27 protein-coding genes are annotated in these 24819 nt (G+C 69.2%); 10 read left to right on the top strand and 17 right to left on the bottom strand.

All coding sequences use genetic code 11. The features are described 5' to 3' along the window. Positions 1 to 3: 3 nt before the first annotated feature. From HWD99_RS07780 to HWD99_RS07790, 3 genes are all read right to left on the bottom strand, one after another. Positions 4 to 993 carry an aldo/keto reductase gene (locus HWD99_RS07780; RefSeq protein WP_241795657.1) on the bottom strand — a complete coding sequence of 330 codons (990 nt, stop codon included), beginning with the start codon at positions 991 to 993 and terminating at the stop codon, positions 4 to 6. A gap of 269 nt (positions 994 to 1262) precedes the next feature. Further along, positions 1263 to 2033: a CPBP family intramembrane glutamic endopeptidase gene (locus HWD99_RS07785; protein WP_241795658.1), complete on the bottom strand. Its 771-nt coding sequence runs from the start codon at positions 2031 to 2033 to the stop codon at positions 1263 to 1265. A gap of 99 nt (positions 2034 to 2132) precedes the next feature. Then, positions 2133 to 2453 carry a DUF952 domain-containing protein gene (locus HWD99_RS07790; protein ID WP_241795659.1) on the bottom strand — a complete coding sequence of 107 codons (321 nt, stop codon included), beginning with the start codon at positions 2451 to 2453 and terminating at the stop codon, positions 2133 to 2135. A 51-nt stretch (positions 2454 to 2504) separates the two neighbouring features. On the opposite strand from HWD99_RS07790, the gene HWD99_RS07795 reads away from it, so the two are divergent. From HWD99_RS07795 to arr, 4 genes are all read left to right on the top strand, one after another. Beyond that, entirely contained in the window at positions 2505 to 3071 is a 567-nt protein-coding gene (locus HWD99_RS07795; RefSeq protein ID WP_241795660.1) for a TetR/AcrR family transcriptional regulator C-terminal domain-containing protein, read from the top strand. 116 nt (positions 3072 to 3187) lie between these two features. Beyond that, positions 3188 to 3424: a hypothetical protein gene (locus HWD99_RS07800; RefSeq protein ID WP_241795661.1), complete on the top strand. Its 237-nt coding sequence runs from the start codon at positions 3188 to 3190 to the stop codon at positions 3422 to 3424. Further along, positions 3421 to 3669: a hypothetical protein gene (locus tag HWD99_RS07805; protein ID WP_241795662.1), complete on the top strand. Its 249-nt coding sequence runs from the start codon at positions 3421 to 3423 to the stop codon at positions 3667 to 3669. The genes HWD99_RS07800 and HWD99_RS07805 overlap by 4 nt, the downstream gene beginning before the upstream one ends. Positions 3670 to 3735: 66 nt before the next feature. Further along, positions 3736 to 4152, top strand: a complete 417-nt coding sequence (gene arr, locus HWD99_RS07810) for an NAD(+)--rifampin ADP-ribosyltransferase (protein WP_274618075.1) — start codon at positions 3736 to 3738, stop codon at positions 4150 to 4152. On the opposite strand, the gene HWD99_RS07815 is transcribed toward arr, so the two are convergent. The 7 genes from HWD99_RS07815 to HWD99_RS07845 form a co-directional block, all read right to left on the bottom strand. Further along, positions 4145 to 4912: a Pr6Pr family membrane protein gene (locus HWD99_RS07815; RefSeq protein WP_241795664.1), complete on the bottom strand. Its 768-nt coding sequence runs from the start codon at positions 4910 to 4912 to the stop codon at positions 4145 to 4147. The genes arr and HWD99_RS07815 overlap by 8 nt on opposite strands. Before the next feature lie 40 nt (positions 4913 to 4952). Then, on the bottom strand, positions 4953 to 5906 hold the full coding sequence (locus HWD99_RS07820) for a sugar kinase (protein ID WP_241795665.1): 954 nt from the start codon (positions 5904 to 5906) through the stop codon (positions 4953 to 4955). After that, positions 5903 to 6556, bottom strand: coding sequence for a bifunctional 4-hydroxy-2-oxoglutarate aldolase/2-dehydro-3-deoxy-phosphogluconate aldolase (locus HWD99_RS07825; protein ID WP_241795666.1), 654 nt, complete (start codon positions 6554 to 6556; stop codon positions 5903 to 5905). Before HWD99_RS07825 ends, HWD99_RS07820 begins: the two co-directional genes overlap by 4 nt. After that, positions 6546 to 7772, bottom strand: a complete 1227-nt coding sequence (manD, locus tag HWD99_RS07830; protein ID WP_241795667.1) for a D-mannonate dehydratase ManD — start codon at positions 7770 to 7772, stop codon at positions 6546 to 6548. Before manD ends, HWD99_RS07825 begins: the two co-directional genes overlap by 11 nt. Positions 7773 to 7869: 97 nt before the next feature. Continuing rightward, the gene (locus HWD99_RS07835) at positions 7870 to 9261 is read right to left on the bottom strand and encodes an MFS transporter (RefSeq protein WP_241795668.1); all 1392 of its coding nucleotides are present in this window, start codon (positions 9259 to 9261) and stop codon (positions 7870 to 7872) included. A 47-nt stretch (positions 9262 to 9308) separates the two neighbouring features. After that, the gene (locus HWD99_RS07840; protein WP_241795669.1) at positions 9309 to 10313 is read right to left on the bottom strand and encodes an L-idonate 5-dehydrogenase; all 1005 of its coding nucleotides are present in this window, start codon (positions 10311 to 10313) and stop codon (positions 9309 to 9311) included. Beyond that, positions 10310 to 11842: a mannitol dehydrogenase family protein gene (locus tag HWD99_RS07845; RefSeq protein ID WP_241795670.1), complete on the bottom strand. Its 1533-nt coding sequence runs from the start codon at positions 11840 to 11842 to the stop codon at positions 10310 to 10312. The genes HWD99_RS07840 and HWD99_RS07845 overlap by 4 nt, the downstream gene beginning before the upstream one ends. A gap of 150 nt (positions 11843 to 11992) precedes the next feature. Between HWD99_RS07845 and HWD99_RS07850 the strand changes: the two genes are divergently transcribed. Together HWD99_RS07850 and HWD99_RS07855 are read left to right on the top strand one after the other, a co-directional pair. Then, entirely contained in the window at positions 11993 to 12958 is a 966-nt protein-coding gene (locus tag HWD99_RS07850; RefSeq protein ID WP_241795671.1) for a LacI family DNA-binding transcriptional regulator, read from the top strand. Between the two features lie 43 nt (positions 12959 to 13001). After that, on the top strand, positions 13002 to 13226 hold the full coding sequence (locus HWD99_RS07855) for a type II toxin-antitoxin system prevent-host-death family antitoxin (RefSeq protein ID WP_274618107.1): 225 nt from the start codon (positions 13002 to 13004) through the stop codon (positions 13224 to 13226). A gap of 64 nt (positions 13227 to 13290) precedes the next feature. Here the strand turns inward: HWD99_RS07855 and HWD99_RS07860 are convergent, their stop codons facing one another. Both HWD99_RS07860 and HWD99_RS07865 read right to left on the bottom strand, forming a co-directional pair. Next, the gene (locus HWD99_RS07860; RefSeq protein ID WP_241795673.1) at positions 13291 to 13917 is read right to left on the bottom strand and encodes a response regulator transcription factor; all 627 of its coding nucleotides are present in this window, start codon (positions 13915 to 13917) and stop codon (positions 13291 to 13293) included. Then, positions 13914 to 15098 carry a sensor histidine kinase gene (locus tag HWD99_RS07865; RefSeq protein WP_241795674.1) on the bottom strand — a complete coding sequence of 395 codons (1185 nt, stop codon included), beginning with the start codon at positions 15096 to 15098 and terminating at the stop codon, positions 13914 to 13916. The genes HWD99_RS07860 and HWD99_RS07865 overlap by 4 nt, the downstream gene beginning before the upstream one ends. Positions 15099 to 15262: 164 nt before the next feature. Here HWD99_RS07865 and HWD99_RS07870 point away from each other — a divergent pair, with 164 nt between their 5' ends. Next, positions 15263 to 16333 (top strand): FtsX-like permease family protein, encoded by a 1071-nt coding sequence (locus HWD99_RS07870; protein WP_241795675.1) that lies wholly within the window; start codon positions 15263 to 15265, stop codon positions 16331 to 16333. Beyond that, entirely contained in the window at positions 16330 to 17025 is a 696-nt protein-coding gene (locus tag HWD99_RS07875) for an ABC transporter ATP-binding protein (protein ID WP_241795676.1), read from the top strand. The genes HWD99_RS07870 and HWD99_RS07875 overlap by 4 nt, the downstream gene beginning before the upstream one ends. A gap of 132 nt (positions 17026 to 17157) precedes the next feature. Here HWD99_RS07875 and HWD99_RS07880 read toward each other — a convergent pair whose 3' ends face one another. The 5 genes from HWD99_RS07880 to HWD99_RS07900 form a co-directional block, all read right to left on the bottom strand. Next, complete coding sequence (locus HWD99_RS07880; protein WP_241795677.1) at positions 17158 to 17640, bottom strand: hypothetical protein; 483 nt, start codon at positions 17638 to 17640, stop codon at positions 17158 to 17160. Positions 17641 to 18029: 389 nt separating this feature from the next. Next, complete coding sequence (locus HWD99_RS07885; protein ID WP_241795678.1) at positions 18030 to 18350, bottom strand: type II toxin-antitoxin system RelE/ParE family toxin; 321 nt, start codon at positions 18348 to 18350, stop codon at positions 18030 to 18032. Next, a complete protein-coding gene (locus HWD99_RS07890; RefSeq protein ID WP_241795679.1) occupies positions 18347 to 18592 on the bottom strand; it encodes a type II toxin-antitoxin system ParD family antitoxin in 246 nt (81 codons plus the stop codon). The genes HWD99_RS07885 and HWD99_RS07890 overlap by 4 nt, the downstream gene beginning before the upstream one ends. A gap of 38 nt (positions 18593 to 18630) precedes the next feature. Further along, positions 18631 to 19632: a hypothetical protein gene (locus tag HWD99_RS07895; RefSeq protein WP_241795680.1), complete on the bottom strand. Its 1002-nt coding sequence runs from the start codon at positions 19630 to 19632 to the stop codon at positions 18631 to 18633. Between the two features lie 8 nt (positions 19633 to 19640). Then, complete coding sequence (locus HWD99_RS07900) at positions 19641 to 21467, bottom strand: substrate-binding and VWA domain-containing protein (protein ID WP_241795681.1); 1827 nt, start codon at positions 21465 to 21467, stop codon at positions 19641 to 19643. Positions 21468 to 21575: 108 nt separating this feature from the next. Between HWD99_RS07900 and fdhD the strand changes: the two genes are divergently transcribed. Together fdhD and HWD99_RS07910 are read left to right on the top strand one after the other, a co-directional pair. After that, entirely contained in the window at positions 21576 to 22478 is a 903-nt protein-coding gene (fdhD, locus tag HWD99_RS07905; protein WP_241795682.1) for a formate dehydrogenase accessory sulfurtransferase FdhD, read from the top strand. Next, positions 22468 to 24813 carry an FdhF/YdeP family oxidoreductase gene (locus HWD99_RS07910; RefSeq protein ID WP_241795683.1) on the top strand — a complete coding sequence of 782 codons (2346 nt, stop codon included), beginning with the start codon at positions 22468 to 22470 and terminating at the stop codon, positions 24811 to 24813. The genes fdhD and HWD99_RS07910 overlap by 11 nt, the downstream gene beginning before the upstream one ends. Positions 24814 to 24819: the final 6 nt, after the last annotated feature.

The raw sequence follows: 24819 nt of genomic DNA on the forward strand, positions 1-24819 counted from the left end.
GCCTCAGAAGCCCTCGGGTTCCCGCGGGGTGTAGGCGCTCTCGAGCGCGGTGATCTCGTCGGGCTCGAGCCGGATGTCGGCGGCGGCGACCGCGTCGTCGATGTGCGCGGCCCGGGTGGCGCCGACGATCGGGGCCGTGACGGCCGACTGCTGGGCGACCCACGCGAGCGCGATCCGGGCGCGGGAGACGCCGCGCGCCTCGGCGACGCGGGCGACGGCATCGACGATCGCCCGGTTCGAGTCCTCTTCGCGGCGGTAGAGAGTCTTGCCGAAGGCATCCGTCTCGGTGCGGGCCGTCGTCTCGTCCCAGTCGCGCGTGAGCCTGCCGCGGGCGAGGGGCGACCACGGCAGCACGCCGACACCGGAGTCGAGGCAGAGCGGATGCATCTCCCGCTCCTCCTCGCGCTGCAGCAGGTTGTACTGATCCTGCATCGACACGAAGGGCGTCCAGCCGTTCTGCGCGGCGACGTGCTGGGCCTTCGCGAACTGCCATGCCCACATCGACGATGCCCCGATGTAGCGGGCCTTGCCGGATCGCACGACGTCGTGCAGCGCCTTCATGGTCTCGTCGATGGGCGTCTCGGGGTCCCATCGGTGGATCTGGTACAGGTCGACGTGGTCGGTGCCGAGTCGTCGCAGGCTCGCGTCGATGGCCGAGAGGATGTGCGCGCGGCTGAGCCCGGCCTGGTTCGCGCCGGGACCCATGCGCCCGTGGACCTTGGTCGCGATGACGATCTCGTCGCGCCGCGCGAAGTCGGCGAGTGCCCGCCCCACGAACTCCTCGCTGGTGCCGTCCGAGTAGACGTCGGCGGTGTCGAACGTCGTGATCCCGGCTTCGAGCGCCTGCCTGATGAGAGGGCGACTCGCGTCCTCGTCGAGGGTCCAGCCGTGCGCCCCGCGATCCGAGGCGCCGAAGCTCATGCATCCGAGCACGATCTTCGAGATCTTCAGGCCGGAGCGGCCGAGCCGCACGCTGTCAGACGTGTCGAGCATCCGAGTCCTCCTCGTGTGGGGTGGCGTGGTGTGTTCCCGATGCTCTCACGGCGAGGAACTCGACGCTGTTTCGTGTCATCCGCGTCACGAAACCGGCGATTCGGTGTCCTGATCAATGGCGCTTCGACACCGGACTCGTGATCTGCTGTCGATGCGCCGCGTGATGGGCACGGCGCTCCGGGGGGAGCCCCGTCGCCGGTCGCGTTCAGAGGTGGCGGGTGTCGTGGGGGCCCCGCCACCTCACCCGCGCCGGAGGGGCTGCGGCGAGGTCAGATGCGCGCCTCGACACCCCGTGCCGACGTGCGGAACGTGAACCACACGACCGCGAGGGCGACGACGCCGAAGAGCATCTCGAGTACTCCGACGAGGCCAGCGAGCGGATTCGGTGTTCCATGGCCGACGGCGAAGACAGAGAAGTCCCAGACCGCGTGCAGCACCATCGCCCAGATCAGCGTGCCGGTCGTGCGACGAAGGATGTAGAAGACGGTGCCGATGAGGAACGCACTGCCGACCTGCTGCAGGGTGGGCACGAGGTCCTGCCCCAGGAAGAAGTTCATGAAGTGCATGAGCCCGAAGGCGGCAGAGGTGAGGAACCAGACCCACACCTCCGACAGTCGGCTGCGCAGCGCGACGAGCATGAGCCCGCGCGCGGTCATCTCCTCGGTGAATCCGACGAGCAGAAGCACGAGGGATGCGGCGAAGAAGACGCCGTCGTACGACGCCCAGTCGGTGAGGGTGAGGTTGACGACCGCCAGCAGCGCGACGAGGATCGGCACGAAGATCGGCCACCGGTGATGGCTCCGCGCATCCTCGAACAGGGCGGGGCGCCACCATCCGAGAAGCGACGTCGTGATCGCCAGCAGGATCGTCGCGACGATCAGCGACAGGCCTCCGCCGAGGAAGAGGTTCTGGCCGCTGTCCCCCCATTCGTCGTACGGGATGCCGGTGGCCGTCTGCACGCCGAAGACGATCACGATGTAGGCGAGCCAGATCGCGAAGCCGATCCATACCCGGGGACGCACGCGCAGCGAAGTGGTCATGCACGAAGCATGCCAGAATACTGCGATCCTTCGGGAGGTCGAGCTGCCTCAGAAGCGAGGGCGGCCCACGGTGCGACAGGTCCGATCACCGAAAGCGGTTCACCGCGTGATCGGCGTCTCCGAGGCGACCACTGCGCTCGTCATCGGAAGGGCGCCGAGGATGCGAGGGCGGCCGTCGACCCATTCGACGCCGATTCCCTCGGCGGCCAGGGCCTCGGGCCGGATCGCGACGTCGAGCAATGGCAGGGTGAGGTCTCCGTAGCGGGCGGCGATCACGGCATCCAGGCCGTCCGCGGTGGTGGCGTGGATGAAGCCCGCGTCATCGACGTGCACGCCCCGAGTCGCGACCGAGTACTCGCCGAATCCTCGGCTCATCTCCCAGTCGTCCTGGATGGCGATGTGGTGGATCAGGTCGGACACGTCGACTCCTTAAATGAAACGGTTTCGTAGCATTATTGCTACAGTAACCCTATGACGGGAAAACGGGGCAGGCCCTCTGCCGACGAGGCGCTCGCTCGGGACGAACGAGTGGTCGACGTCGTGATCGCCCTGCTCACGGGTGACGGGATCGAGGCACTGACCTTCGACCGCGTCGCCGCCGAGGCTCATGTCGCCAAGCGCACCCTGTACGGCGTGTTCGGCGACCGCGCCGGCCTCGTGCGGGCCGCGATCCGCCGACAGCATGCCTATCTCGGCGACGCGGGGAGCGGGTCGAGCGATCTGCGGTCGGCATCCCGGGCGATCCTCCAGCACCTGCTCGGAGATGAAGCCGTCGGCATCCACCGCGCGATCATCGCGGCCGCGGCCCTGCATCCGTCCCTCGCTCAGGAGTTCTACGACGAGGGGCCCGGTCGTGCGCAGGGCTTCCTCGCCTCGCACCTCCTCGCGGATGCCCCGGTGTCGCCCGAGCTCCTCTTCGCCGCGCTCCTCGGCGAACCGCATCGTCGTCGGCTGCTGGGACTCGCCGGACCTCCGACGCCGCAGGAGATCGACGCGCAGGTCGACGCGGTGCTGCAGACGCTCGGGCTCTCTCGCTGACGACCCCGGCCGCAGGGCGGGAATCCTCCCCGCCCGGGACCGAGCTGTCAACCGCCCTGCGCTCGCCGCGCAACCGGGGGATCATGAGGAACTCGGAAACGAACTCAGGAGGCACCATGACGAACATCGATGCATTCGCGAACAGTCTGCCGCCGGAGATGCCGGGCATCCCTCCGGTCGACGACTTCACCGACGGCACCTTCCCCACCGACACCGAGGCGCCGGAGACCCAGGGAGAGGATCCGCTCGCGGCGGAGCTGGGCGAAGACGGACAGGGCGATCTCGCGCCCGAGGACGAACCGGATGCCGCCACCGGCGACGCACCCCGTGACCTGAGGGACGGCACCGAGTGAGCGGCGGCGCCGGACCCGAGACGAGCGACGCCCAGAAGCGCATCGCCGAGCAGATGAAGGAGAGAGGCGGAGAGGATCCGCATCTCGTCCAGGGCATTCCCGCCGGTGGCGGTGGGGCCGATTCCGGGCCCGCTGAGACTGTCCGGGTGGAACCGGATTCGTGGGACGAGAACGCCGAAGGCGTCGACACCGAGCAGTCGGTGCACAACGACGAGCCCGGCGTCGGTCCGCGCGGCGCCGAGTGATCGTCGGGGCCTCTGAGCCTGTCGGAGGAACGCACCTCGACAGGCTCAGCGACCCCTGCCCGTAGGATGCTGCGCGTGAGCGATGCACTCGACGACGGGCCGTTCTTCCATGGAACCAAGGCCGATCTGCGCCCCGGCGACCTGCTGACCGCGGGGTTCCCCTCGAACTACCGCCCCGAGATCGTGATGAACCACATCTACTTCACGGCGGTGGCGGACGGTGCGGGTCTCGCCGCCGAGCTCGCCCCCGGTGATCGAGAACCGCGCGTCTACGAGGTCGAGGTCACGGGAGAGTTCGAGAACGACCCGAACGTCACGGACAAGAAGTTCCCGGGCAACCCGACCCGCTCCTACCGCAGCAGCGCGCCGCTGCGCGTGGTCCGCGAGGTGCACGACTGGACGCGTCTGACTCCCGAGGCGCTCGCCGCGTGGCGGGAACGCCTGGCCGTGATCCGCGACGAGCGCGGCGAGATCATCAACTGATCGGGCGTGCGCTCCGCCGCGCCACAGCCCCGAGCGCGCGGTCGACCACGACGAACACCAGCCCGACGACGATGAGGGCCACCGTCAGCGCGACGACCCACTGGGCGACGCCGATGACGCCGAGCGCATCGACGTCCATGAACGGGTACGGATACTTCTGACCGGGCGTGAACTCGCCGCCGAGGGCGCCGTAGGCGAACGCCCACACCAGATACACGTAGGGGATGAGCGTCCAGAGCAGGGGATCGGTCCACCGGAACGATCCCTTCGGCACGAACAGCAGCCAGTCGACGATCATCAGCACGGGAGTGATGATGTGGATGAGGTTGTCGGTGAGCGAGAACACGTCGGTGTCGCCGTCGGCGAATCGCGTCGGCACCAGCACGACCAGGTAGATGAGCATCGTCACCGTGATCGCCATCATCACCGCACCGCTGACGCGCGCGCTCGGCGTCGACGTGCCCCGAGGGCCGGAGTGCGGGAGGTCGCGCACCGTGCGGATGACGAGCAGCAGCATCCAGACCAGGCAGAGCAGGTTGCTGAGCATCGTGTAGAACAGCACGGTCGTCCACGCCGGCTGCCCGGTGAGGAGGTCGGAGTGACGCACCACACCGGTCACGATGACGGCCAGTGCGACGACGCGGTAGGCGAGCGCGACCGGGCGGGAGTTGACCCCGGCGCGCGCGAACAGCGACGGACGCGGTGACGCGGTGGAGGGGAGGGCGGAAGCCGCGGACGGCGAGACGACGGCTTTCGACATACTTCGAGGCTACGCGTCCTGACGTGACGGCCGCGCCGGGTCAGCGACGTACAGGATCGGAATCCCGGTCTGCAAAGCGCTCGAGCTCACGCCGGGTGGGCGCCGCCTCCCAGTCGCCGGGCACGAGGCAGGCCATGGCGCCGCAGGCGTTCGCGCGGTGCAGCGTGGCATCCGTGTCGAGGTCCTCGAGCAGGGCGCTCAGATAGCCGCTGACGAACGCGTCGCCGGCGCCGACCGTGTCGACGGCCTCGATCGCGAACCCGCCGGCCTCGACGACCGTGTCGGCCGTGATCACCGCCGCCCCCGCCGGACCGAGCTTCACGACGGTCGTCGCGCATCCGGCATCCCGCAGCCGCGCGGCGGCGTCGGCGACCGACGTCTCGGGGTACAGGACCGCGAACTCCTCCTCGCCGCCGAACACGATGTCGGAGCGCTCGGCGAGCTCGCGCAGCACAGGACCGGCCGTCGCCGCGGGCGCGAGCGCCGACCGGTAGTTGATGTCGAAGGTCACGATCGCGCCGGATGCGCGTGCGCGGTCGATCGCCGCGTGCAGCGCCTCCCGTGCGGTGTCGGAGAGCAGGGGAGTGATCCCGGTGAGGTGCAGCAATGCGGCCGACTCGACCCAGCCCTCGGGCAGGTCCTCGGGGCGCAGGCGGGATCCCGCCGATCCGGCACGGTAGTAGTGCACGGCGGTCGACGATGCCGACGGGCGCTCTTTGACCATCAGGCCGGTGCGCGCCTCGGCGTCGATCACGGCATGCACCTGCACGCCGTCGCCGCGGATCTCACGGGCCACGCGCTCACCCAGGGAGTCGTCGCCCACGCGTCCGAGCCAGGACACCGCCACGCCGAGCCGTGCGAGCCCAATCGCGACGTTGCTCTCGGCGCCGCCGATGCCGAACGCCATCGCATTCGCGTGACGCAGCGAGCCGATCTCGGTCGTGCGCACCAGCGCCATGGTCTCGCCGAGGGTGACGACCGACGACGAGGTCACGCAGCGCTCCGTGCGCAGACCTCGACGAAGGCGGCAGCCCGCTCGCGCAGGGCGCCGAGGTCACCGCCGGCGAAGGCGTCGCCGAGCAGGGGTCCGCCGACGCTCACGGCCACCGCCCCGGCACGCAGCCAGGCGTCGGCTCCGGCGAGATCGACGCCGCCCGAGGGCACGGCGACCAGGTCGGGGAACGGACCGCGCAGGTCCTTGAGATACGACGGGCCCACCTGCCCTGCGGGGAACACCTTCACCGCCGAGGCGCCAGCCGCCCACGAGGCGAACAGCTCGGTCGGGGTCAGCCCGCCGGGCACGATCGGCACGCCGGCATCCGTCGCCTGCGTGACGAAGTCGGTCGAGGTGATCGGGGTCACGATGTAGGCGGCGCCCACCGCGATCGCCCGCGCCAGGTCGTCGGTGTTCGTGACGGTGCCGATGCCGAGGTCGATCGCGTCGCCGAACCGCGCGAGCAGGTGCGGGAAGTGTGCGAACGTGCCGGGGGTCGTCAGCGTCAGCTCGACGCTGCGGATGCCGGCATCGACCAGCACGTCGAGCACGGCGTCGTAGTCCTCGGCCCGCGTCGCGCGGGCCACGACGATCAGTCGGGAGTCGACGGTGCGCTGCGGCAGGGCGACCCGGCGGAGCTCACCAGTCATGGACGGTCCCGTCGAGCAGGCGGTTCACCGGCAGGTACGCCTTGGTGTACTCGTGGCCGGCCGCCGCCTCTTCGTCGAGCTCGACACCGAGACCGGGCTGGTCACCGGGGTGCAGGAAGCCCTTGTCGAACGTGAAGGAGGTCTGGAACACCTCGAGCGTCTGCTCGTTGTGCGGCATGTACTCCTGGATGCCGAAGTTGTGGATCGCGAGGTCGAGGTGCAGCGCTGCGGCCATGCCGACGGGCGAGATGTCGGTGGGGCCGTGGATGCCGGACTTGATGCCGTAGATCGCGGCGAAGTCGAGCAGCTTCTTCATGGCCGTGATGCCACCCGTGTGGGTGACCGCGGAGCGCACGTAGTCGATCAGCCGCTCGGTGATGAGGGTCTGGTAGTCGAAGACCGAGTTGAACACCTCGCCGATCGCGAGCGGCGTCGTCGAGTGCTGGCGCACGAGGCGCAGCGCGGTCTGGTCTTCACCCGGGGTGCAGTCCTCGAGCCAGAACAGGTCGTAGGGCTCGATGTCCTTCGCGAAGCGCGCGGCCTCGATCGGCGACATCCGGTGGTGGCCGTCGTGCAGGATGCGCAGGTCGGTGCCGAAGTCCTCGCGGATCTGCGCGAAGATCCCGGGCATGTGGTTGAGGTAGTTGCGGGTGTCCCAGGTCTCCTCGCTCGGCCGGTCGCCCGAGCGCTTGGCGGGCTCGTAGTCGTAGCGCACGCCAGGGCCGGTCGACGAGACGCCGTAGATCTGGCCGAGGCCGGGCACGCCGGTCTGCACGCGCACGGCCGTGTAGCCGAGCTCCTCGTAGCCGGTGATCGCGTTCTTGAGCGCCGCGTAGTCGGTGCCGGAGGCGTGCGCGTAGACGCGGACTCCCTCGCGGCTGGCGCCGCCGAGCAGCTGGTACAGCGGCATCCCGGCCTTCTTGGCCTTGATGTCCCACAGGGCCATGTCGACAGCGGCGATCGCCGCCATGGTCACGGGCCCACGGCGCCAGTACGGTCCGCGATAGAGGTACTGCCAGGTGTCTTCGATCCTGTCCTCATCGCGGCCGATGAGCGTCGAGGCGACGTGGTCGGAGAGGTACGACGCGACGGCGAGCTCGCGCCCGTTGAGCGTGGCGTCACCCCAGCCGACGATGCCGTCGGAGGTCGTGATCTTGAGCGTGACGAAGTTGCGTCCGGGGCTGGTGATGATGACGTCGACGAGCTCGATGGTCATGTCGTTCTCTCCTGGTGATGCGGGGACGAGGCGTGGGGAAGGTGTGGGGGTGCGGACGTTCGGGCGTCCGCACCCCTGGTCGTGATGTGCGGGGCGATCAGATCGCGTCGCGGGGGTCCGTCAGGTCGCGGCCGGCGACCTCGGGCATCCAGATCGAGGCGACCAGCGCGCTCAGCGTGAAGATGAAGAGCATGATGATGATCGGGATGAACGAGCCGGTGGCGGCCGAGACCCAGGCGGCGGCGATGACGGGGCCCGCACCGGTCGCGATGATGGCGGCGATCTCGCGTGCCATGGCCGTGAACGTGTAGCGGTTGCGAGCACCGAACAGCTCGGGCAGCGTGAGGTTCTCGAGCGACGCGAAGCTCATCACCGCGAGGTTGTGCAGCACGACGTAGCCGATGAAGACCTGCAGGGTGACACCGCTGCTGATCATGAGCATCGTCGGGACGATGATGATGAGCGCGACGATCGCCCAGATCATGTACATGCGCTTGCGGCCGAAGCGGTCGCCGAGCCAGCCCGAGAGCGGAACGGTGATGAAGGCGACGAGCGACGAGACGATCACGGCGTTGACGCCGATCGAGCGGTCGAGCAGCAGCACGACGGTGATGTAGCTGATCAGGTAGGTCTGGATCATGCCGGAGTTGCCGGCCTGGCCGAAGCGCAGCAGGAGGGCGATCGAGAACGCCTTCCACGGCTTGCGGTTCATCGCCTCGAGGGTGCGCACGTCGCCGGTCTCGGTGGCGAGCTGGATCGTCTCCTCGCGCGAGAGCGCCTTGCCGTCGACGACGTCGTCGCGCTCTTCGAAGACGGGGGTCTCCTTGAGGTTGAAGCGCACCCAGATCGCGAAGAGCATGATGATCGCGCTGCCGATGAACGGGATGCGCCATGCCCAGTCGATGACTTCCTGCTCGCTGTAGGCGACGAGCAGGATCGCCCAGATGCCCGACGCGAGCAGGGTTCCGCAGTTGGTGCCGAGCGCCACGAGCGAGGCGATGATGCCACGGCGCTTCGCCGGTGCGTACTCGGCGAGCATGACGCCCGCGCCCGAGATCTCCGCGCCGGCGCCGAAGCCCTGCGCGATGCGCAGCAGCACGAGCAGGATCGGCGCGAGCACACCCACCTGGTTGTACGTCGGCAGGAAGCCGATGAGGGTGGTCGCGAGACCCATCAGGAGGATCGTGTAGAAGAGCACCTTCGTGCGGCCGGTCTTGTCACCGAGGCGCGCGAAGAAGAACGCTCCGACCGGGCGGGCGACGTAGCCGACACCGTACGTGGCCATCGCGGCGACCACGGCGACGGCCGGGTTCTCGGAGGAGAAGAACAGGTCGGCGAAGACGAGAGCGGCCGCCAGCGAGTACAGCTGGTAGTCCATGAACTCGAGGGCCGTGCCGAGCCATCCCGAGATGGCGGCGCGGACGAGGTCTTTGACGGACCTCTTCGCGGTGGGGTCGGCGGCCGTGGCCGTCGTCTGCGGTTCTGACATGGGAGGTACTCCTTCGGACCAGGAACAGGGTGTCGGGTGGGGTGTCGCTAGAGGGACAGCAGGACCTTCGCCGAGGCGGACGAGTCGCGAGCGAGCTCGAACGCCTGCACGGCGTCGGATGCGGGGAGGACGTGCGAGATGACGGAGTCGAGCGAGTCGGATGCGGCCAGTAGCGCGACCGCGTCGTCGATCTCGGTGGAGAAGCGGAAGGCGCCGCGGATGGTGAGCTCCTTGGCGAGCATCGGCGCGAGGTTCACTCCGATGTCGGCGTTGGGGAGCATCCCGACCTGCACGATGGTGCCCGCGCGGCGAGCGGCGCGGACAGCCGACGTGAGAGCGACTCCGACGCCGGAGCACTCGAACACGACGTCGTACGACTCGTTCTCGATCGTGTCGCGGCCGACGAGCGAGACCTCGGTCGCGCCGAGGGCCTTCGCACGGTCGAGCGGCTCGTCGCGCACATCGCTGGCGCCCACGACCGATGCTCCCGCGTTGACGGCGGCGGCCACGACGAGGAGTCCGATGGGTCCTGCGCCGATCACGAGCACGCGCGCGCCGGTGATGTCGCCCGCGAGGTTCACGGCGTGGATCGCGACCGCCAGCGGCTCGGCGAGGGCTGCGCGCTCGAGCGGCAGGGACGCCGGCAGCACGCGGACCATGTGGTCCTCGACGATCAGGAGCTCGGATGCTCCGCCCTGACGGTGCGGGTTCGCCGCGGCGCTGCCGAAGTAGTCGCCGCCGGGGCGCAGGTGCGGGCGGTCTTCGAGGCCCGCGACCTCGGGGCCGTAGCGCGCGGGGTGCACGGTGACGGGGGTGCCGGGGGCCAGGCGGCCCGACGGGTCGAGGTCGACGACGCCCGAGAGCTCGTGACCGGGGGTCAGCGGCTCGCGGATCGTGTACTCGCCGTTGGCGCCGTGGAAGTAGTAGTGCAGGTCGGATCCGCAGATGCCGACGTAGTTCACGCGCAGGCGCACCTCGCCGTCGCCGGGGGTCGGGACCTCGCGGTCCTCCCAGCGGATGTCTTCCTTGCCGTGGATGGCGAGAGCCTTCATGGCTGCATCTCCTCTGCCCTGGTGGGTGATGATGTGGGGGTCTGCGATGCCGAGACGGCATCGGTGATCGCGGCGTCGACGCCCCGGCGACGGATGGTGTCGATCAGGTCGCCGACTCGTGCGATGAAAGCATCCTCCGCCCCGAGCTCCGCCCCGAACAGGTGGAGCTCGGCGATCACGCGCGTCGCGAGCTCGCGACCGTCGCGGGCGGTGGCGGCGAATCCGGCCAGGCGCTCGCGCGAGGAGTCGGTCATCGCGGCGGCGTGCAGGCCGGGGTCGAATCCGGCGAGGGGCGCGATGCACGACAGGTAGCCGGCGACCGTCAGGGCGATCAGGTGCGGCATGTCGCCGCGGCCGAGCGCGAGGAGCGCGGGCTCGGGGATGCGCTGGCGCAGCTTGACCGAGCCGTCCGTGCCGACCTGGCTGGTGCGATGGCCGAGGGCCGTGTTCTCCCAGCGCTCGAAGAGCTCGGTCTCGTAGGCGCGGATGTCGACGCCGGTCGGCACCTCGATCGACGGCTCATACTCGTCGTTCAGCACGGCGCGGGCCGCCTTCGCGATGCCGTCGACGCGGATCGCCTCGGGGATCGTGCCGACGCCGGTCAGGGCGCCGAGGTAGGCGATGAGGGAGTGCGTGCCGTTGAGCAGTCGCACCTTCATCTGCTCGTAGAGAGCGACCTCGTCGGTGAACACGGCGCCGCCGGCCTCCCACGCCGGACGACCGGCCGCGAACGCGTCTTCGACGGCCCACATGGTGAACGGCTCGGCGGGTACGGGGATGTCGTCCCGCGCGCCGAGGAGTGCGCTGACCCTGGTGCGGAGTTCGGGAGTGGTCGACGGGACGATGCGGTCGACCATGCTCGAGGGGAACGTCACGCCGCGATCGAGGAACGCGAGTGCGTCCGCGCCCTCGGCGGCAGGGAGCTCCTGCAGGAACTCGCGCACGAGCTTGGCGGTGTGCTTGCCGTTGGCGGCGAGGTTGTCGCAGCTGAGGATCGAGATCGGGGCTCCGCCTGCCGCGGCGCGAGCCTGGAGGCCGCGGGCGAGCTGTCCGATGGTCGAGCGCGGTGCGCCGCCGCGGAGGTCGGATCGCACGGCGTCGTCGTCGAGGTCGAGGCGCTGAGTGGCCGGCGAGTAGCTGTAGCCGTTCTCGGTGACCGTCAGGGTTACGATGCGGATGCCGGGATCGGCGATCTGCGCGACGACGCGTTCGGGCTGCTCGGCGCCGACGAAGGCGTCGGTGTGCACGCCGGGGATCGAGAGCGATGTGCTGCCCGGTGCGATGGTCGCGACCGAGTAGAGGAAGTCCTGTGCGTGCAGGGCGTCAACAATCGAGCGCGAGCGCGAGGCGACGCCGATGATCCCCCAGTCGCCGCCGGCGGACTGCAGTGCGGCCGCCGTGTAGACGGCCTGATGTGCGCGGTGGAAGCTGCCGAGTCCGAGGTGCAGGATGCCTGCGGCCGAGGGGGTGGCTCCGGGGGTGGCGCTCGCGGGAGTGGTGCGGCGCAGGACCGGTGTGTCGATGCTCACGCGTCGGCTCCTTCGCTCTGGGCCGCGCACCCTGATGGGTGATCGGCGATGATCGTCCTGCAAACAGTGTGAATGAGTTGTACAAACTTGTCAAGCCATCTTTCATCACGCCCCGGGACCGTAGGATGACGGAGAGGGCGGGAGCAGAACATGGCGGCGACACTGACCGATGTGGCACGGCACGCAGGCGTGTCGATCGCCACCGCGTCGCGCGCCTTCGGTGAGCCCGACCGCCTCGCTCCCGGCACGCTCGGGCGGGTTCTCGAGGCGGCGACCGAACTGGGATACGCCGCCGCGCAGTCCGCCACCGCGACCCGTACCTTCGGGGTCGTCGTGCCCGACGTGTCGAACCCCGTGTACGCCACGCTGCTCAAGGCGATCCAGGGGCAGGCGTGGCACGGGCATCACCGCATCGTGCTGTTCGACGCCGACGAAGACCTGCGGCGCGAGCGCGAGCAGATCGAGCAGGCGCGCAAGCTCGACGGCATGCTGCTGTGCTCGCCCCGACTTCCCGACGACGAGGTGCTCGCGCTCGTCGGCGACACCCCCTACGTGGTGGTCAACCGTCAGATCGACGGCGCCGCGTGCGTGCTCATGGACACCGAGAACGGCCCCGGCCAGGCGATCGAGCACCTCGTCGCACTCGGCCACACCCACATCGCCTACGCCTCAGGACCCCGCGGCTCCTGGGCCGACATCCGCCGCGCCGACACGGTCGCCCGGGCGTGCGGGCGCCACGGCATCCGCCTCACCCGTCTCAGCCACCACGCGGCATCCATCCAGGGCGGCCGAGCCGCAGCCGCGCTCGCCGCGGCGAGCGGTGCCACCGCCGTCGTGGCCTACAACGACCTGGTCGCCCTCGGGCTCGAGGCCGGGATGCTCGAGCTCGGCAAGCGATGCCCCGCCGACATCAGCATCGTCGGCATCGACGACATCGATCTGGCGGGCGCGGTCACGCCGGCGCTCACGACGGTGCGGATGCCGATCGAACGCAGCGGCGCGCTCGCGGTGGATCTGCTGCTGCAGGCCATGTCGGGCGGCACGATCGACGACGTCGTGACCCTGGGGTCGCAGCTGATCGTGCGCGCGTCGACCGCTCCGCCGCCTGCCCTCTGAGCGGCGCGTTTTCGCGACGGTCAACAATGCACGATATTGGCATCTGCGTGACAGCCTTGCCGATGTCCTGAGCGGGGTCGCCTACGGCTCGGAGCGAGTGGGCGTCACGCGCCACGGCAAGCTGACGGCCGTGGCGATCAGTGTCGATGATCTCGAGCTGCTCGAAGAACTCGAAGCGGCCCGAGACGTCGCCGAGTTCGCCGCCGCTCGAGCGGCCGATGACGGTGGGCGCGTGTCGTTGGATGAGCTGCGCGCGGAAGTCGCGTGACGCGCTTTCGAATCGAGTTCACCACTGCCGCTGCCAGAGAGATCCGCGGTCGACACACGACCTTTCAGCGGATGATCCCTCTCTGGCGGGCCGCCGAGACAGCGGCGGTGCGTGAGCTGACGTCGAGCTTCGAGAAGATGTGCGCGAGGTGCGACTTCACGGTCGTCTCGCTGACGAAGAGCTGGTCGGCCACCTCGCTGTTCGATCGCCCGGCTGCGACGAGCTCGAGCACCTCGATCTCGCGGCTGCTGAGGCTCACGCGCGGTGCGCGCATGCGGTCGAGCAGGCGGGAGGCGATCATCGGCGCGAGCGCGCTCTCTCCGGCGGCGGCCGCGCGCACGGCGGCGGTCAGCTCGTGCGGCGGGGCGTCCTTCAGCAGATAGCCGCTCGCGCCGGCCTCGACGGCTCCGAGGATGTCGGCATCCGAGTCGTAGTTCGTGAGCACGAGCACGTAGGGCGGAGCCTCGAGCGCACGGATGCGTCGCGTCGCATCCACACCCGTGGCCTGGGCCTGAGAGCCGAACTGCAGATCCATGAGCACCACGTCGGGATTCTCGCGCTCGGCGCAGGCGACCGCCTCCTCGGGGGTGCCCGCTTCGGCGACCACCTCGAGATCGGCTTCGAGGCTGAACAGGGCCGTGAGGCCCGCACGGACGATGGGGTGGTCGTCGGCGATCACGAGCCGGATCATGCGAACTCCGTGAGGGGGAGGTCGACGGTGAGTGTCGTTCCGCGCCCCGACGCGCTGTCGATCTCGAGTCGTCCGCCGAGCTGCTGCACTCGCTCGGCGGTGGCGCGCAGACCGAACGAATCCGACTTCTCGGTGCTCCCCGGCGCAGGGAGCTCTGCATCGAACCCGGTTCCGTCATCCTCGACGGTGAAGCGCAGGTGGTCTCCCTCGATGACGATGGTGACCGTCGCCGTCGTCGCTTGAGCATGCTGGAGGACGTTGGCGATGGCTCCCTGGGTGATGCGCAGCAGCGCCGTCTGCAGGTGCATGGGCAGAACGACCGCGTCGGACACCCGCACCTGCACGTCGAGTCCCTGCGTCGCCCACTGCGTTCGGGCGAGGCGACGCAGCGCTCCGCCGAGGGTCTGATCGTCGAGCTGGGGAGGCGTCAGCTCGCGGATGAACCGCCGCGCCTCGACGAGGTTGGCGGCAGCGGTCTCGCGTGCGAGCCGGATGTGCTCGATCCCCGGGCGCGTGGCATCGGCGCGTTCCGCGGCATGCAGCAGCATCTGGATGCTGGAGAGACCCTGCGCGAGCGTGTCGTGGATCTCGCGAGCGAGCCGGGCGCGTTCCGCGAGAACCCCTGATTCATGCTCCTGCGCGGCCAGCTGTCCGCGGGTGGCGAGCAGCTCGCTGACCAGCGCTTCGCGTTGCCGGGCCTCGTTCGCCAGCGCCTGATAGCCGAGGCCGATCAGGAGGGCGACGCCCGCGCCGACGAACGGGCCCACGACCCCGCCGACGCTCCACCCGCCGTGGATTCCGAGTGCGCACACCGCGACGATCGTCGACACGAGTATCGCGGCCGATCCCGCCCAGCGCCCCAGCAGATGGAGGAACAGGAAGAAGAGGGGGAAGACGAGGTAGGCGGCATCGGCGCTCACCCACAGCAGAGCCAGCCACTCCAGCGAGAGCACGGCCAACCAGATCAGCGACACCGGCCGCCGTCGATGCGAGAGGCGAGCGAGCAGCAGACCCGATGCGTACGTGGCGCCCACGATCAGCGCCAGGACCGTCGCCGCGACGCTCGACTCCGTCGGATCGAGCACCGCGCGGGCGATGACGACCCCCGTCAGGGCGAAGAAGAGAACGTGGAGGCCCGTCCGCAGACCCACGAACACCGGGGTCAGAGCGGTATGCGCCATGGATCGAACTCTACGCCGCCGCACCGAGCGGCGGCATCGTCCGAAAGGAGGATCGGGGCGTCCTCCTCCCGGGCGCGAAAGCCCGTTCCCGTGGCCGATGACCACGACGAGGCCGACGGCGAAAGTGGAAAGGTCCCCGCATCGGAGACAGGAAAGGCACCCACATGTTCGTCGCGTTACGCGATCTCCGCTTCGCCAGAGGGCGATTCGTCCTCATCGGCTCCGTCGTCGCCCTCATCACCCTTCTCGTGGGGTTCCTCAGTGGACTGACGGGGGGCCTCGCCATCCAGAACGTCTCGGGTGTGCTTGCGCTGCCCGCAGACCGGATCGTGTTCTCCTCGCCATCGGGCGGAGACGGGGCGGTCAGCTTCGCCGACTCGACGATCACCGAGCAGCAGGCGACCGACTGGGCGGCGACGGCGGGTGTGACCGATGCGCGTCCGCTCGGCATCAGCCAGACCCGCGCCGAGACCGATGACACCCGTGCCGCGATCGCGGTGTTCGGTGTGGAGCCCGGCTTCGACGAGGATGCGCCCTCCGGCGACGGTCAGCTGCGCCTGTCGGTGCCCGCTGCCGATGCGCTCGGAGTGACGGTCGGCGACGAGGTCGAGATCGCCGGCGTCTCCTACGCCGTCGAGACGGTCGAGGGAGACGCGTGGTACAGCCACACGCCGGTCGTGCAGATGACCCTGCACGACTGGCAGGCGTACTCGGCATCCACTGGCACCCCCGACGCCTACGCCACGGTCCTGGCTGTCTCGGGCGCCCCCGACTGGGATGCCGCGGATGCGGCGAACGACACGATCTCGGAGACCACCCTCGGGTCGCTGACGGCCCTGAGCGCCTTCCGCTCCGAGATCGGATCGCTCCTGCTCATGGTGGCCATGCTGTTCGGCATCTCGGGACTCGTCATCGGGGCCTTCTTCACCGTGTGGACCATGCAGCGCAAGGGCGACGTCGCCGTGCTCAAGGCGCTCGGCGCGAGCACACGATCCCTGATCCGCGACGCGCTGGGTCAGGCGCTGCTCGTCCTGGTGGCGGGCATCGGCATCGGTCTGGGGCTGGTCACCGTGCTCGGCCTGCTCGCCGGCACCGCGCTCCCGTTCCTGCTGAGCCCTGTCACGACCCTCCTTCCGGGCGCCATCATGATCGCGCTCGGCCTCGCAGGCGCCGCCTTCGCCCTGCGATCCGTCACCTCCGCCGACCCCCTCACCGCCCTCGGGAGCAACCGATGATCCGCCTGAACGACATCACCCTGACCTTCCCCGACGGCGAATCGCGCGTGACCGCCGTGGATGGCGTCTCCCTCACCGCCCACCCCGGAACCGTCACGGGCATCACGGGTCCGAGCGGTTCGGGCAAGTCGAGTCTGCTCGCGGTCGCGGGCACCCTTCTGCGCCCCGATTCCGGCGAGATCCTCATCGACGGGAACGACGTCACCGCTCTCAGCTCCGCCGAGGCGACGCGTCTGCGGCGCGACCGCATCGGGATCGTCTTCCAGCAGCCCAACCTCATCCCCTCGTTGACCGCCCGGGAACAGCTGAGCGTCATGAACGAGCTCGGCGCCCCGCGCAGCCGTCGCAATCGCACCAGGACGGCCGCTCGTGCGGATGAGCTGCTCGCCGCGGTCGGCCTCGCCGAGCACGGTCACAAGAGACCGCACCAGCTCTCCGGCGGACAGCGTCAGCGCGTCAACATCGCTCGCGCCCTGATGAACGACCCGAGCGTGCTCCTCGTCGACGAGCCCACCAGCGCTCTCGACCAGGAACGCGGGGCCGCGATCATCGACCTCATCCTGCGGCTCACCGACGAGCGGAACACCTCGACGCTCCTCGTCACGCATGACCTCGTGCACCTGCCGCGGATGCACGGTGTGCTGCACCTCGTGGACGGTCGTGTCGTCGACGCCGCCGTCGCGAGAGGCTGAGAGCCGGCCACTCGCCGGAGCGTCGCCACTTGCGAGGCTAGTTCGGGTTCGCGCGACTCAGGCCCGGGGTGCCGTCGACGTTCCACACGCGCGTCCGCTCCACGGTTCGAGCGTTAGCGGACGCGCCGACCGTCAGGAAAGAACCGACCCGGAATCCGCGTCTCCGACGATGGTCTTGGCCAGGGGCAGCGCGCACGTCTGTGCGAGGGACGAGTGCTGATCCGTGTCCGGGCAGAGACCGACAGCGAGGAGGCTGCACTTCGCCCGCAACGCGCAGAGCGCGGTTACACTCGGATCCGCAGCAAGTACCGCCGCCAGCAGCTTCTTCACGATTACCTTCACGGCGGTTCGAGGAAGCCAGTGGACCGGCAGCTGCTCGAGAATCACGTCGACCAGAAGGTCGGGTACGGACAGGATCTCGCGGATCACAACAGCGAGCGCTTCGAAGACCTCACACAACGCATGCGAGCCGGCTTTTTGGGCAGCTCGCAGCTCGGCGGGATCGTCAAGTGCGGCATCCAACAGATCCCACGCAGCCGACCTCACGCGAGTTTGGTCATCGCTCTCCAACAACAGAGCGACCAGATGCTCCGCGCTCTCGGACAGATCGTCCATGTCAAGGGGAGTGCCCGTCGACACCGAAAGGGTGGGTACCGGAAACACCGTCCCGGGAGTCGCAGAGGATCCGGTCGACCGGACAGCTGCCCCTCCGCACTCGGGGCACAGCCTTCCCCGGGTGGATCCCGGGTCATGCCCATTCTGCGGCGCCCTAGAGCAATACACCATCGCACTCCCTCTCGATCTGTCCCGAAGCGACGCTATCTATCCGTACGGCTTACTCGACACACACCCTACGGCGATGCACGACCCACCCATACGCCCGCACACCCACACCCGCGTGTGGAGTCCTCTCCAGAGAATCGGGACCAATCCGATCGCGGGTTCGCGCCCGATGCGACGTTGATGCGACGGCCTGTGGAGCCCCGTCGTTGTGGTCTTCGGGGCTAGGTGCGCACGAGCTCCGCAGGAATGTCCTGGCTCGCGTGGAGAACACGGTGGATCCGGACGGCATCCTCGTCATCGGTGTAGAACACGACGTACGGGAAGCGGTGTAGGGCGAAGTCGCGCAACTCGGGGATCTTCGTCTCGATCGCGAATCGTGAGGATCCGATCGCGGGGAACTCGCCGATGTGTTTCCGGGCGCTCTGCAGAGCATCGATCAGTCGACGTGCGACGTCTCGTCCAGCGGTGCGTCGAAGATAGCTCACGGCGTTGGTGATGTCGTCGTCGGCCATCGCAGTGGTGACGACCCGGCGTCCTGTCACTGCGTGTCGGTTTCCGTTTCGTCGACGCTGTCGCGGAGACGATCGAAGTACTCATCATCCATTTCAGACCCGTGACCGGACTTCATACCCGCCAGGATGAGCCCGCGCAGCTCGGTGCGGGCCTGCTCATCGCGGATGAGGTCGCGGACGAATTCGCTGCTCGTGGCGAACCCGCGCTCGGACACCTGTCCTTCGACGAAGTCTTTGAGGGGGTTAGGAAGAGAGACGTTCATCGTTGCCATCTGCCTATTCTACGACCGTTGGCAAAGATTGTCATTCCTTACTCGCCGGAGCTCTGCTTGAACTGACGCTCCCAGTCGCGCAGCTCGCTGCGTCCGATCAGCGAGTCGAGCGACACCTGGAAGAGCAGTCCCGTGCGGGCGTTGACCTGCTTGATGTTGTCGACGATCTGCGTCGTCACGGCGGCCAGCGCCTCGCGCACCTCGGCGATGCGCTCGTCCGGGGCATCCCACAGGTCCGGCCGGGTGAGCAGGTCGAGCAGATAGTCGCGGTCGAGGGCGGCGACGAGACGAGCGAGCTTGTCGGAGTACTCGGCCTCGGCGAGCACGCTCTGATCCTCGCCCGCCTTCGCATCGAGGCGGATGAACAGCTGCTCGACGTGCGAGGCGAGGGCGTCGATCCCCGCGGCGGTCTCGGCGGCGACCGGGCTGCCTGGCACCGCCGCATAGTCGGCGCGGAGCTCACGCAGCCGGGTGACGCGAAGACGGATGCCTGCCGGCACCGGGTCGGCGGAGGGGGCCGGCGTGCGGCGACGGCGCGCGATGAGGCCGATCGCGGTGCCCGCGGCGGCGAGCAGGACGACACCGCCGATGACCACGGGCAGGAGGACATCGGCGCCGCCGACGTCGCCGCCGCCCGGCGAGGTCGGGGTCTCGGCGGAGATCTCATTCACCGTCTCGATGAGCTTGTCCTGCAGGCTCCCGCCCGAGGACTCGTTCTCGTTCGCGATGGTCATCGCACGCTCGCCGTCGATCGCCACGGAGTCGGCCATGAGGTTGTCGCCCACCGCCACGATGACCGTCTTCTGCCCGCCCGCGGCCGTGAGCTGGTCGAGCACGTAGCCGTCGTACTGATTCTCGCGGTTCGCCGCGGCCGGAAGGACGACCACCGCGATGGACCCATCGTCGGGGACGACGGAAGAGAGGGCATCCGTGAGCCCGGTCGCGCCGCTCACCGCGGAGTCTACGTAGACGTTCTGCGTGGATATGCCCGAGACGGCATCATCGAGCCAGGGGTTGTCGGACCCGGAGAGAGACGGCATTCGGAACCTCAGAAGTTGTTGATCACGGACGCGAAGACGAGGTCGATCCGTTCGGCATCAGAGGCATCGAAGAGCTGACCGCCGGTCACGTCGGCGATGCGCTGCAGGGCCGACGTGTCGGCTCCCTCTCCATACGCGATCGGGAATATACGCACGGGAGCGTCGTCGCCGCCCTCCTTCGTGCTCGTGCCGATCTTCGCGATGAGCGAATCGAGCGACGTGGCGGAGTCGGTGTCCTCGCCGTCCGAGAGCAGCACGATCGCGTTGATGCGCCCCGGCTCGGCGCGCTCGCTCATCGCCTCGTGCGCCAGGAGGATCGAGTCGTAGAGCGGCGTACCGTTGCGCTGGGCGTAGCGCAGGTCGTCGAGCGAGGAGTCGAGCTTCTCGCCGTCCGAGCCGAGCGCACTGACGTCGCGCAGCACCTGGATTCCGTCGCCCTCATCGGAGGAGATGCCGGTGGTGAACGCCCACACCCCGATCTCGTCGGTCGAGCGGAAGTGGTCGAGAGTCGTCTGCGCGCCCTCGATCGCGCCGTCGAGGCGTGAGCGTCCGTCGCCGATCGGGTCGTCCATCGAGCCGGAGATGTCGATGAGTTCGAGCACCGACGAGGGCTTGCGCACCTGGGTCCACTGGTCGATCGCCGTGGAGATCACGTCGACCTCGGGCTTCGGCAGCGTCACGGCGGGCTGCGCCGGGTCGACACCGAACTTCGCGGTGAACAGGTCGCCCAGGGGCACAGACTCGTCGAGCGGGCGGAAGCCGTAGTCGGGCAGGATCTTCTGGGCCGCGGTGGTCTGCACGAAGGCGGCGAACGCCTCGCCCGCGGTGCGCTGCTCGGCGGTGACCCAGTCGGCGCCCAGCACCGTGATCGGGTTGTCCGACCACATGGATCCGCCCTCGGGGTAGACCGCGACCAGCTTGGTCTTCGGCGGGGTCAGGGTCTCACCCGGCTGCACGGTGTGCGAGTCGGGGTTGCCCTGGTTGTAGTTGAGCAGCGAGGTCTCCTCCAGCGCGACGGCCGAGACGTACGCCGAGCCGTTCGAGCCGTTCTGCGTCTCGTCGTAGAGCGTCGACAGCACGTTGCCGGTGGTGTCGCCGTAGTGGATGACGCACTCCTCGAACACGCGGGAGAAGTCGGCGGATGCCTCGACGTCGGCGGACGTCAGGCCCTCGGCCTTGCCCGTGGCCTCGTAGGACTGCATGAGGATCGTCGAGAGGCCCGTGGTCGATGTGTTCGGATTGGTCTTGGAGATCTTGAACGCACCCCAGATGTCCTTGCCGACGCTGCCCCATCCGGCCGGGTCCTGGCAGAGGTTCTCGAGATCGGTGATGCTGACGGGGGTGTTCGGCCAGCCGAGCGCGGTGGCCATGGGCTCGGGCATCCCGAACACGACGGGCGTGCGGGTGAACGACTGCGGATCGCCGACGAGGCCGGGCGACGCCGCCGCGGCGACGCGGTCGGTCCAGACCGTGGACGCCGGAGACCACAGCGTCGGCCACAGCGACCGGTCGTCGCTCGGCCAGTCGTCGCCCGAGGTGAGGAAGCGCGTGGCGTTGCCGGACGAGACGTTGGTCGGACGCACCGTCGCGCAGGTCTCGAGCCCCTCGTGCTCGGGCGAGTCCTTGAATGCCTTCGCGAGCTCGTCGAGCATGTTGACCTTCTCCGACGAGGTCGCGACGGTGATGTGCGTGCAGCCGTCATCGGGGAATCCCTGCGCCCCGTCGGTGGACGTGCCCTCGTCGCCACCGCCCGTGCAGGCGGACAGTGCCAGGGCCGCGATCGCCGTCATGGCGAGGGCGGCGGGGATGCGTCGTGCGGTGCGAGGCGCGCTCATGCGCCCAGGCTACCGAGGTATGGAGCGGGTGATCACGGATCGGTCCGATCTTGTGACCCGCTCGATCCGGCGGCCGGCTCGCACATGCGTCGGAGTACGCTCGCTCGTGTGGGGCGGATCACGACGAGGCGACCGATACTGAAGCTCACCCTCGGCGAGGGTGTCATCCGGCGAGCCGACACGCTCGCCGTGGAGGAGCCGCTCGAGATCAGGGTGGCGGGCGCACCGCTCGCGGTCACGATGCGCACGCCAGGGCACGACGTCGAGCTGGCCGCCGGCTTCCTCGTGTCCGAGGGGATCATCGCGCAGGCCTCCGACTTCCACTCGGCGATCCACTGCGGCGGACCGGGCACGGGCGGGGAAGAGAACACCTACAACGTGCTCGACCTCACCCTCGCGCAGGGGATTCCCCTTCCCGACCCCGACGCGGCTCGGCGCTTCTACACGACCAGCTCGTGCGGGGTGTGCGGCAAGGCGAGCATCGACGCGGTGCGCACCGTGTCGCGGCACCCGCGGGGCGACGACGACATCCTGGTCGGCGCCGACCGGATCGCGGCCTATCCCGAGCGACTGCGTGCCGAGCAGGCGGCCTTCGACAAGACCGGCGGCCTGCACGCGGCGGCGCTCTTCGACGCCGACACGGGCGAGATGCTCGTGCTGCGTGAGGACGTGGGCCGGCACAACGCGGTCGACAAGGTGGTCGGCTGGGCGCTGCTGAACGACAGGCTGCCCCTGCGCCGGCAGATCCTGCAGGTGTCGGGGCGCGCGAGCTTCGAGCTGGTGCAGAAGGCGGCGATGGCCGGCATCCCGATGCTCAGCGCCGTGTCGGCGCCCTCGTCCCTGGCCGCGGAGCTCGCGGATGAGTCGGGGGTGACGCTCGTCGGATTCGTCCGCGGGCGGTCGATGAACATCTACACGCACGCGCACCGGGTGCGGACGGATGCCGGAGCAGACGGCGAGGGGATCGGCGCGTCCGAGCCCGCCGCGGAGGGAGCGAGCCATGCTCGATAGTCACGGAACCGCCGGCACGGCGTTCGGGCTCATGCCGGTCGAGCCGCGCCAGGGCGGGTACGGCCCGCGCACCGACCGCGCCTGGTCGCGCACGCCGTACCGCCACCCCGCGGCGGGGTGGGGTGCGGCGGTGTCGGTCGGACGTGTGGTGCTCAGGGAGAGCCAGCCGATCGCCGGCCCCCTGGCGATGTTCCAGATGAATCACCCGATCTCGGGCTACGACTGCCCCGGGTGCGCCTGGCCCGACGACCTCGGCAACCTGAAGCTCGACATCTGCGAGAACGGCATCAAGCACGTCACCTGGGAGATGACGCGCAAGCGGGTCGATCGACGCTTCTTCGCCGAGCACTCCGTCACCGAGCTCGCGACCTGGCCTGACTTCGACCTCGAGGACCAGGGTCGCCTGACCGAGCCGATGGCCTACGACGCGGCCACCGATCACTATGTGCCGATCTCGTGGGACGACGCGTTCGCGTTGGTCGGAGACGAACTGCAGAGTCTCGACAGCCCTGACGAGGCGGCCTTCTACACGTCGGGGCGGCTCAGCAACGAAGCCACCTTCCTCTATCAGCTGATGGTGCGCGAGTACGGCACGAACAACCTCCCCGACTGCTCGAACATGTGTCATGAGGCGTCGGGGCGCGCCCTCAAGGCCTCGATCGCCACCGGCAAGGGCACGGTCGACATGCACGACTGGGGCGACTGCGACGCTCTCTTCGTGCTCGGCGTGAACGCGGCGTCGAACGCCCCGCGCATGCTGACCGCGCTGGCCGATGCCGTGAAGCGCGGCGCCCAGGTGGTGCACGTGAATCCGCTCGTCGAGGCCGGCGCCACGCGCACGATCGTGCCGCACGACTTCGTCGACATGGCGCGCTTCAAGGCCACGGGCACGAGCACGATGAACCTGCAGGTGCGCCCCGGCGGTGACCTGGCACTGATCCGCGGCATGTCGAAGGTGGTCTTCGAGGCCGCGGCGCACGACCCTTCCGTGCTCGACTCCGAGTTCCTCTCATCGCTGACGAACGGTGTCGAGGCGTACCGCGCGCTGGTGGAGGCCACGACGTGGGCCGACCTCGTCACGCAGTCGGGGCTGACGGAGGAGCAGATCCGCGCGGCCGCGGCGGTGTACCTCACGTCGGAGCGCACGATCATCAGCTGGTGCCTCGGCGTGAGTCAGCACGAGCACGGCGTCGACACCGTGCGCGAGATCGTCAACCTGCTGCTCCTGCGGGGCAACATCGGGCGTGCGGGCGCGGGCCCGTCACCGATCCGGGGGCACAGCAACGTGCAGGGCAACCGCACCTGCGGCATCGACCACAGGCCGACGGATGCCTGGCTCGACCGCCTCGCCGAGGTCTGCCGCATCGATCCGCCGCGGCATCCGGGGCTCGACACCGTGCGCACGATCGAGGCGATGCACGACGGCCGCGTGACGGTGTTCGTCGGCATGGGCGGCAACTTCGTGCTCGCGGCCCCCGACACCCCGTTCACGGCGCAGGGCCTCGAGAAGTGTCGGCTGACCGTGCAGGTGAGCACCAAGCTCAACCGCAGTCACCTCGTGCACGGGCAGAGGGCGCTGATCCTGCCCTGCCTCGGCCGCACCGAGCGAGACCAGCAGGCGGAGGGGCCCCAGGGGGTCACGGTCGAGGATGCGATGAGCATGGTGCACCTCTCGATCGGACGCAAGCAGCCGGCCTCCGCCTATCTGAAGTCGGAGCCCGCGATCATCGCCGGGCTCGCGAAGGCGACGCTGCCGCACACCGCGACCCCGTGGGACCGGTACGTCGGCGACTATGACACCATCCGGGACGTGATGGCGAAGGTGCTGCCGGGATTCGAGGGGTTCAACGACCTCATCCGCGACCGGCACGGGTTCCGCATCCCGCAACCCGCGAGGCAGCGCGTGTTCGAGACGCCGTCAGGGCGCGCGGAGTTCTCGCAGGCGCCACTGCCGAACGTCATCCCCGAGTCGGCCGACACCCTGGTGCTGCAGACCGTGCGATCGCACGATCAGTGGAACACCACCATCTACTCGAACGACGACCGCTACCGGGGCGTGAAGAACCTGCGCGAGCTCGTGTTCCTGCACGAGGACGACATGCGCGACCGCGGACTCGTCGAGGGCGACCTCGTCGACATCGTGTCGACGTCGAAGGACGGCTCGACGCGGATGCTGCGCGCGTTCCGCGCCGTGCCCTACGACCTTCCCCGCGGCAGCGCGGCGGGGTACATGCCCGAGATGAACGTGCTGATCGGCCGCAAGGACTTCAGCGCCCAGAGCGATCAGCCGCTGATGAAGAGCATCCAGGTCACCGTCGCTCGAACAGGATCCTGACCCGGA

Origin of the sequence: Microbacterium sp. C5A9 (assembly GCF_022627955.1) — a bacterium.
Taxonomy (GTDB): Bacteria; Actinomycetota; Actinomycetes; order Actinomycetales; family Microbacteriaceae; genus Microbacterium.

Excerpts from the sequence above, each read along its gene's own strand:
- HWD99_RS07780 (WP_241795657.1), bottom strand. The coding sequence starts at position 993 with ATGCTCGACACGTCTGACAGCGTGCGGCTCGGCCGCTCCGGCCTGAAG.
- HWD99_RS07785 (WP_241795658.1), bottom strand. The coding sequence starts at position 2,033 with ATGACCACTTCGCTGCGCGTGCGTCCCCGGGTATGGATCGGCTTCGCG.
- HWD99_RS07795 (WP_241795660.1), top strand. The coding sequence starts at position 2,505 with ATGACGGGAAAACGGGGCAGGCCCTCTGCCGACGAGGCGCTCGCTCGG.
- HWD99_RS07800 (WP_241795661.1), top strand. The coding sequence starts at position 3,188 with ATGACGAACATCGATGCATTCGCGAACAGTCTGCCGCCGGAGATGCCG.
- arr (WP_274618075.1), top strand. The coding sequence starts at position 3,736 with ATGCTGCGCGTGAGCGATGCACTCGACGACGGGCCGTTCTTCCATGGA.
- HWD99_RS07815 (WP_241795664.1), bottom strand. The coding sequence starts at position 4,912 with ATGTCGAAAGCCGTCGTCTCGCCGTCCGCGGCTTCCGCCCTCCCCTCC.
- HWD99_RS07825 (WP_241795666.1), bottom strand. The coding sequence starts at position 6,556 with ATGACTGGTGAGCTCCGCCGGGTCGCCCTGCCGCAGCGCACCGTCGAC.
- manD (WP_241795667.1), bottom strand. The coding sequence starts at position 7,772 with ATGACCATCGAGCTCGTCGACGTCATCATCACCAGCCCCGGACGCAAC.
- HWD99_RS07835 (WP_241795668.1), bottom strand. The coding sequence starts at position 9,261 with ATGTCAGAACCGCAGACGACGGCCACGGCCGCCGACCCCACCGCGAAG.
- HWD99_RS07840 (WP_241795669.1), bottom strand. The coding sequence starts at position 10,313 with ATGAAGGCTCTCGCCATCCACGGCAAGGAAGACATCCGCTGGGAGGAC.
- HWD99_RS07850 (WP_241795671.1), top strand. The coding sequence starts at position 11,993 with ATGGCGGCGACACTGACCGATGTGGCACGGCACGCAGGCGTGTCGATC.
- HWD99_RS07860 (WP_241795673.1), bottom strand. The coding sequence starts at position 13,917 with ATGATCCGGCTCGTGATCGCCGACGACCACCCCATCGTCCGTGCGGGC.
- HWD99_RS07865 (WP_241795674.1), bottom strand. The coding sequence starts at position 15,098 with ATGGCGCATACCGCTCTGACCCCGGTGTTCGTGGGTCTGCGGACGGGC.
- HWD99_RS07870 (WP_241795675.1), top strand. The coding sequence starts at position 15,263 with ATGTTCGTCGCGTTACGCGATCTCCGCTTCGCCAGAGGGCGATTCGTC.
- HWD99_RS07875 (WP_241795676.1), top strand. The coding sequence starts at position 16,330 with ATGATCCGCCTGAACGACATCACCCTGACCTTCCCCGACGGCGAATCG.
- HWD99_RS07880 (WP_241795677.1), bottom strand. The coding sequence starts at position 17,640 with ATGGACGATCTGTCCGAGAGCGCGGAGCATCTGGTCGCTCTGTTGTTG.
- HWD99_RS07890 (WP_241795679.1), bottom strand. The coding sequence starts at position 18,592 with ATGGCAACGATGAACGTCTCTCTTCCTAACCCCCTCAAAGACTTCGTC.
- HWD99_RS07895 (WP_241795680.1), bottom strand. The coding sequence starts at position 19,632 with ATGCCGTCTCTCTCCGGGTCCGACAACCCCTGGCTCGATGATGCCGTC.
- HWD99_RS07900 (WP_241795681.1), bottom strand. The coding sequence starts at position 21,467 with ATGAGCGCGCCTCGCACCGCACGACGCATCCCCGCCGCCCTCGCCATG.
- HWD99_RS07910 (WP_241795683.1), top strand. The coding sequence starts at position 22,468 with ATGCTCGATAGTCACGGAACCGCCGGCACGGCGTTCGGGCTCATGCCG.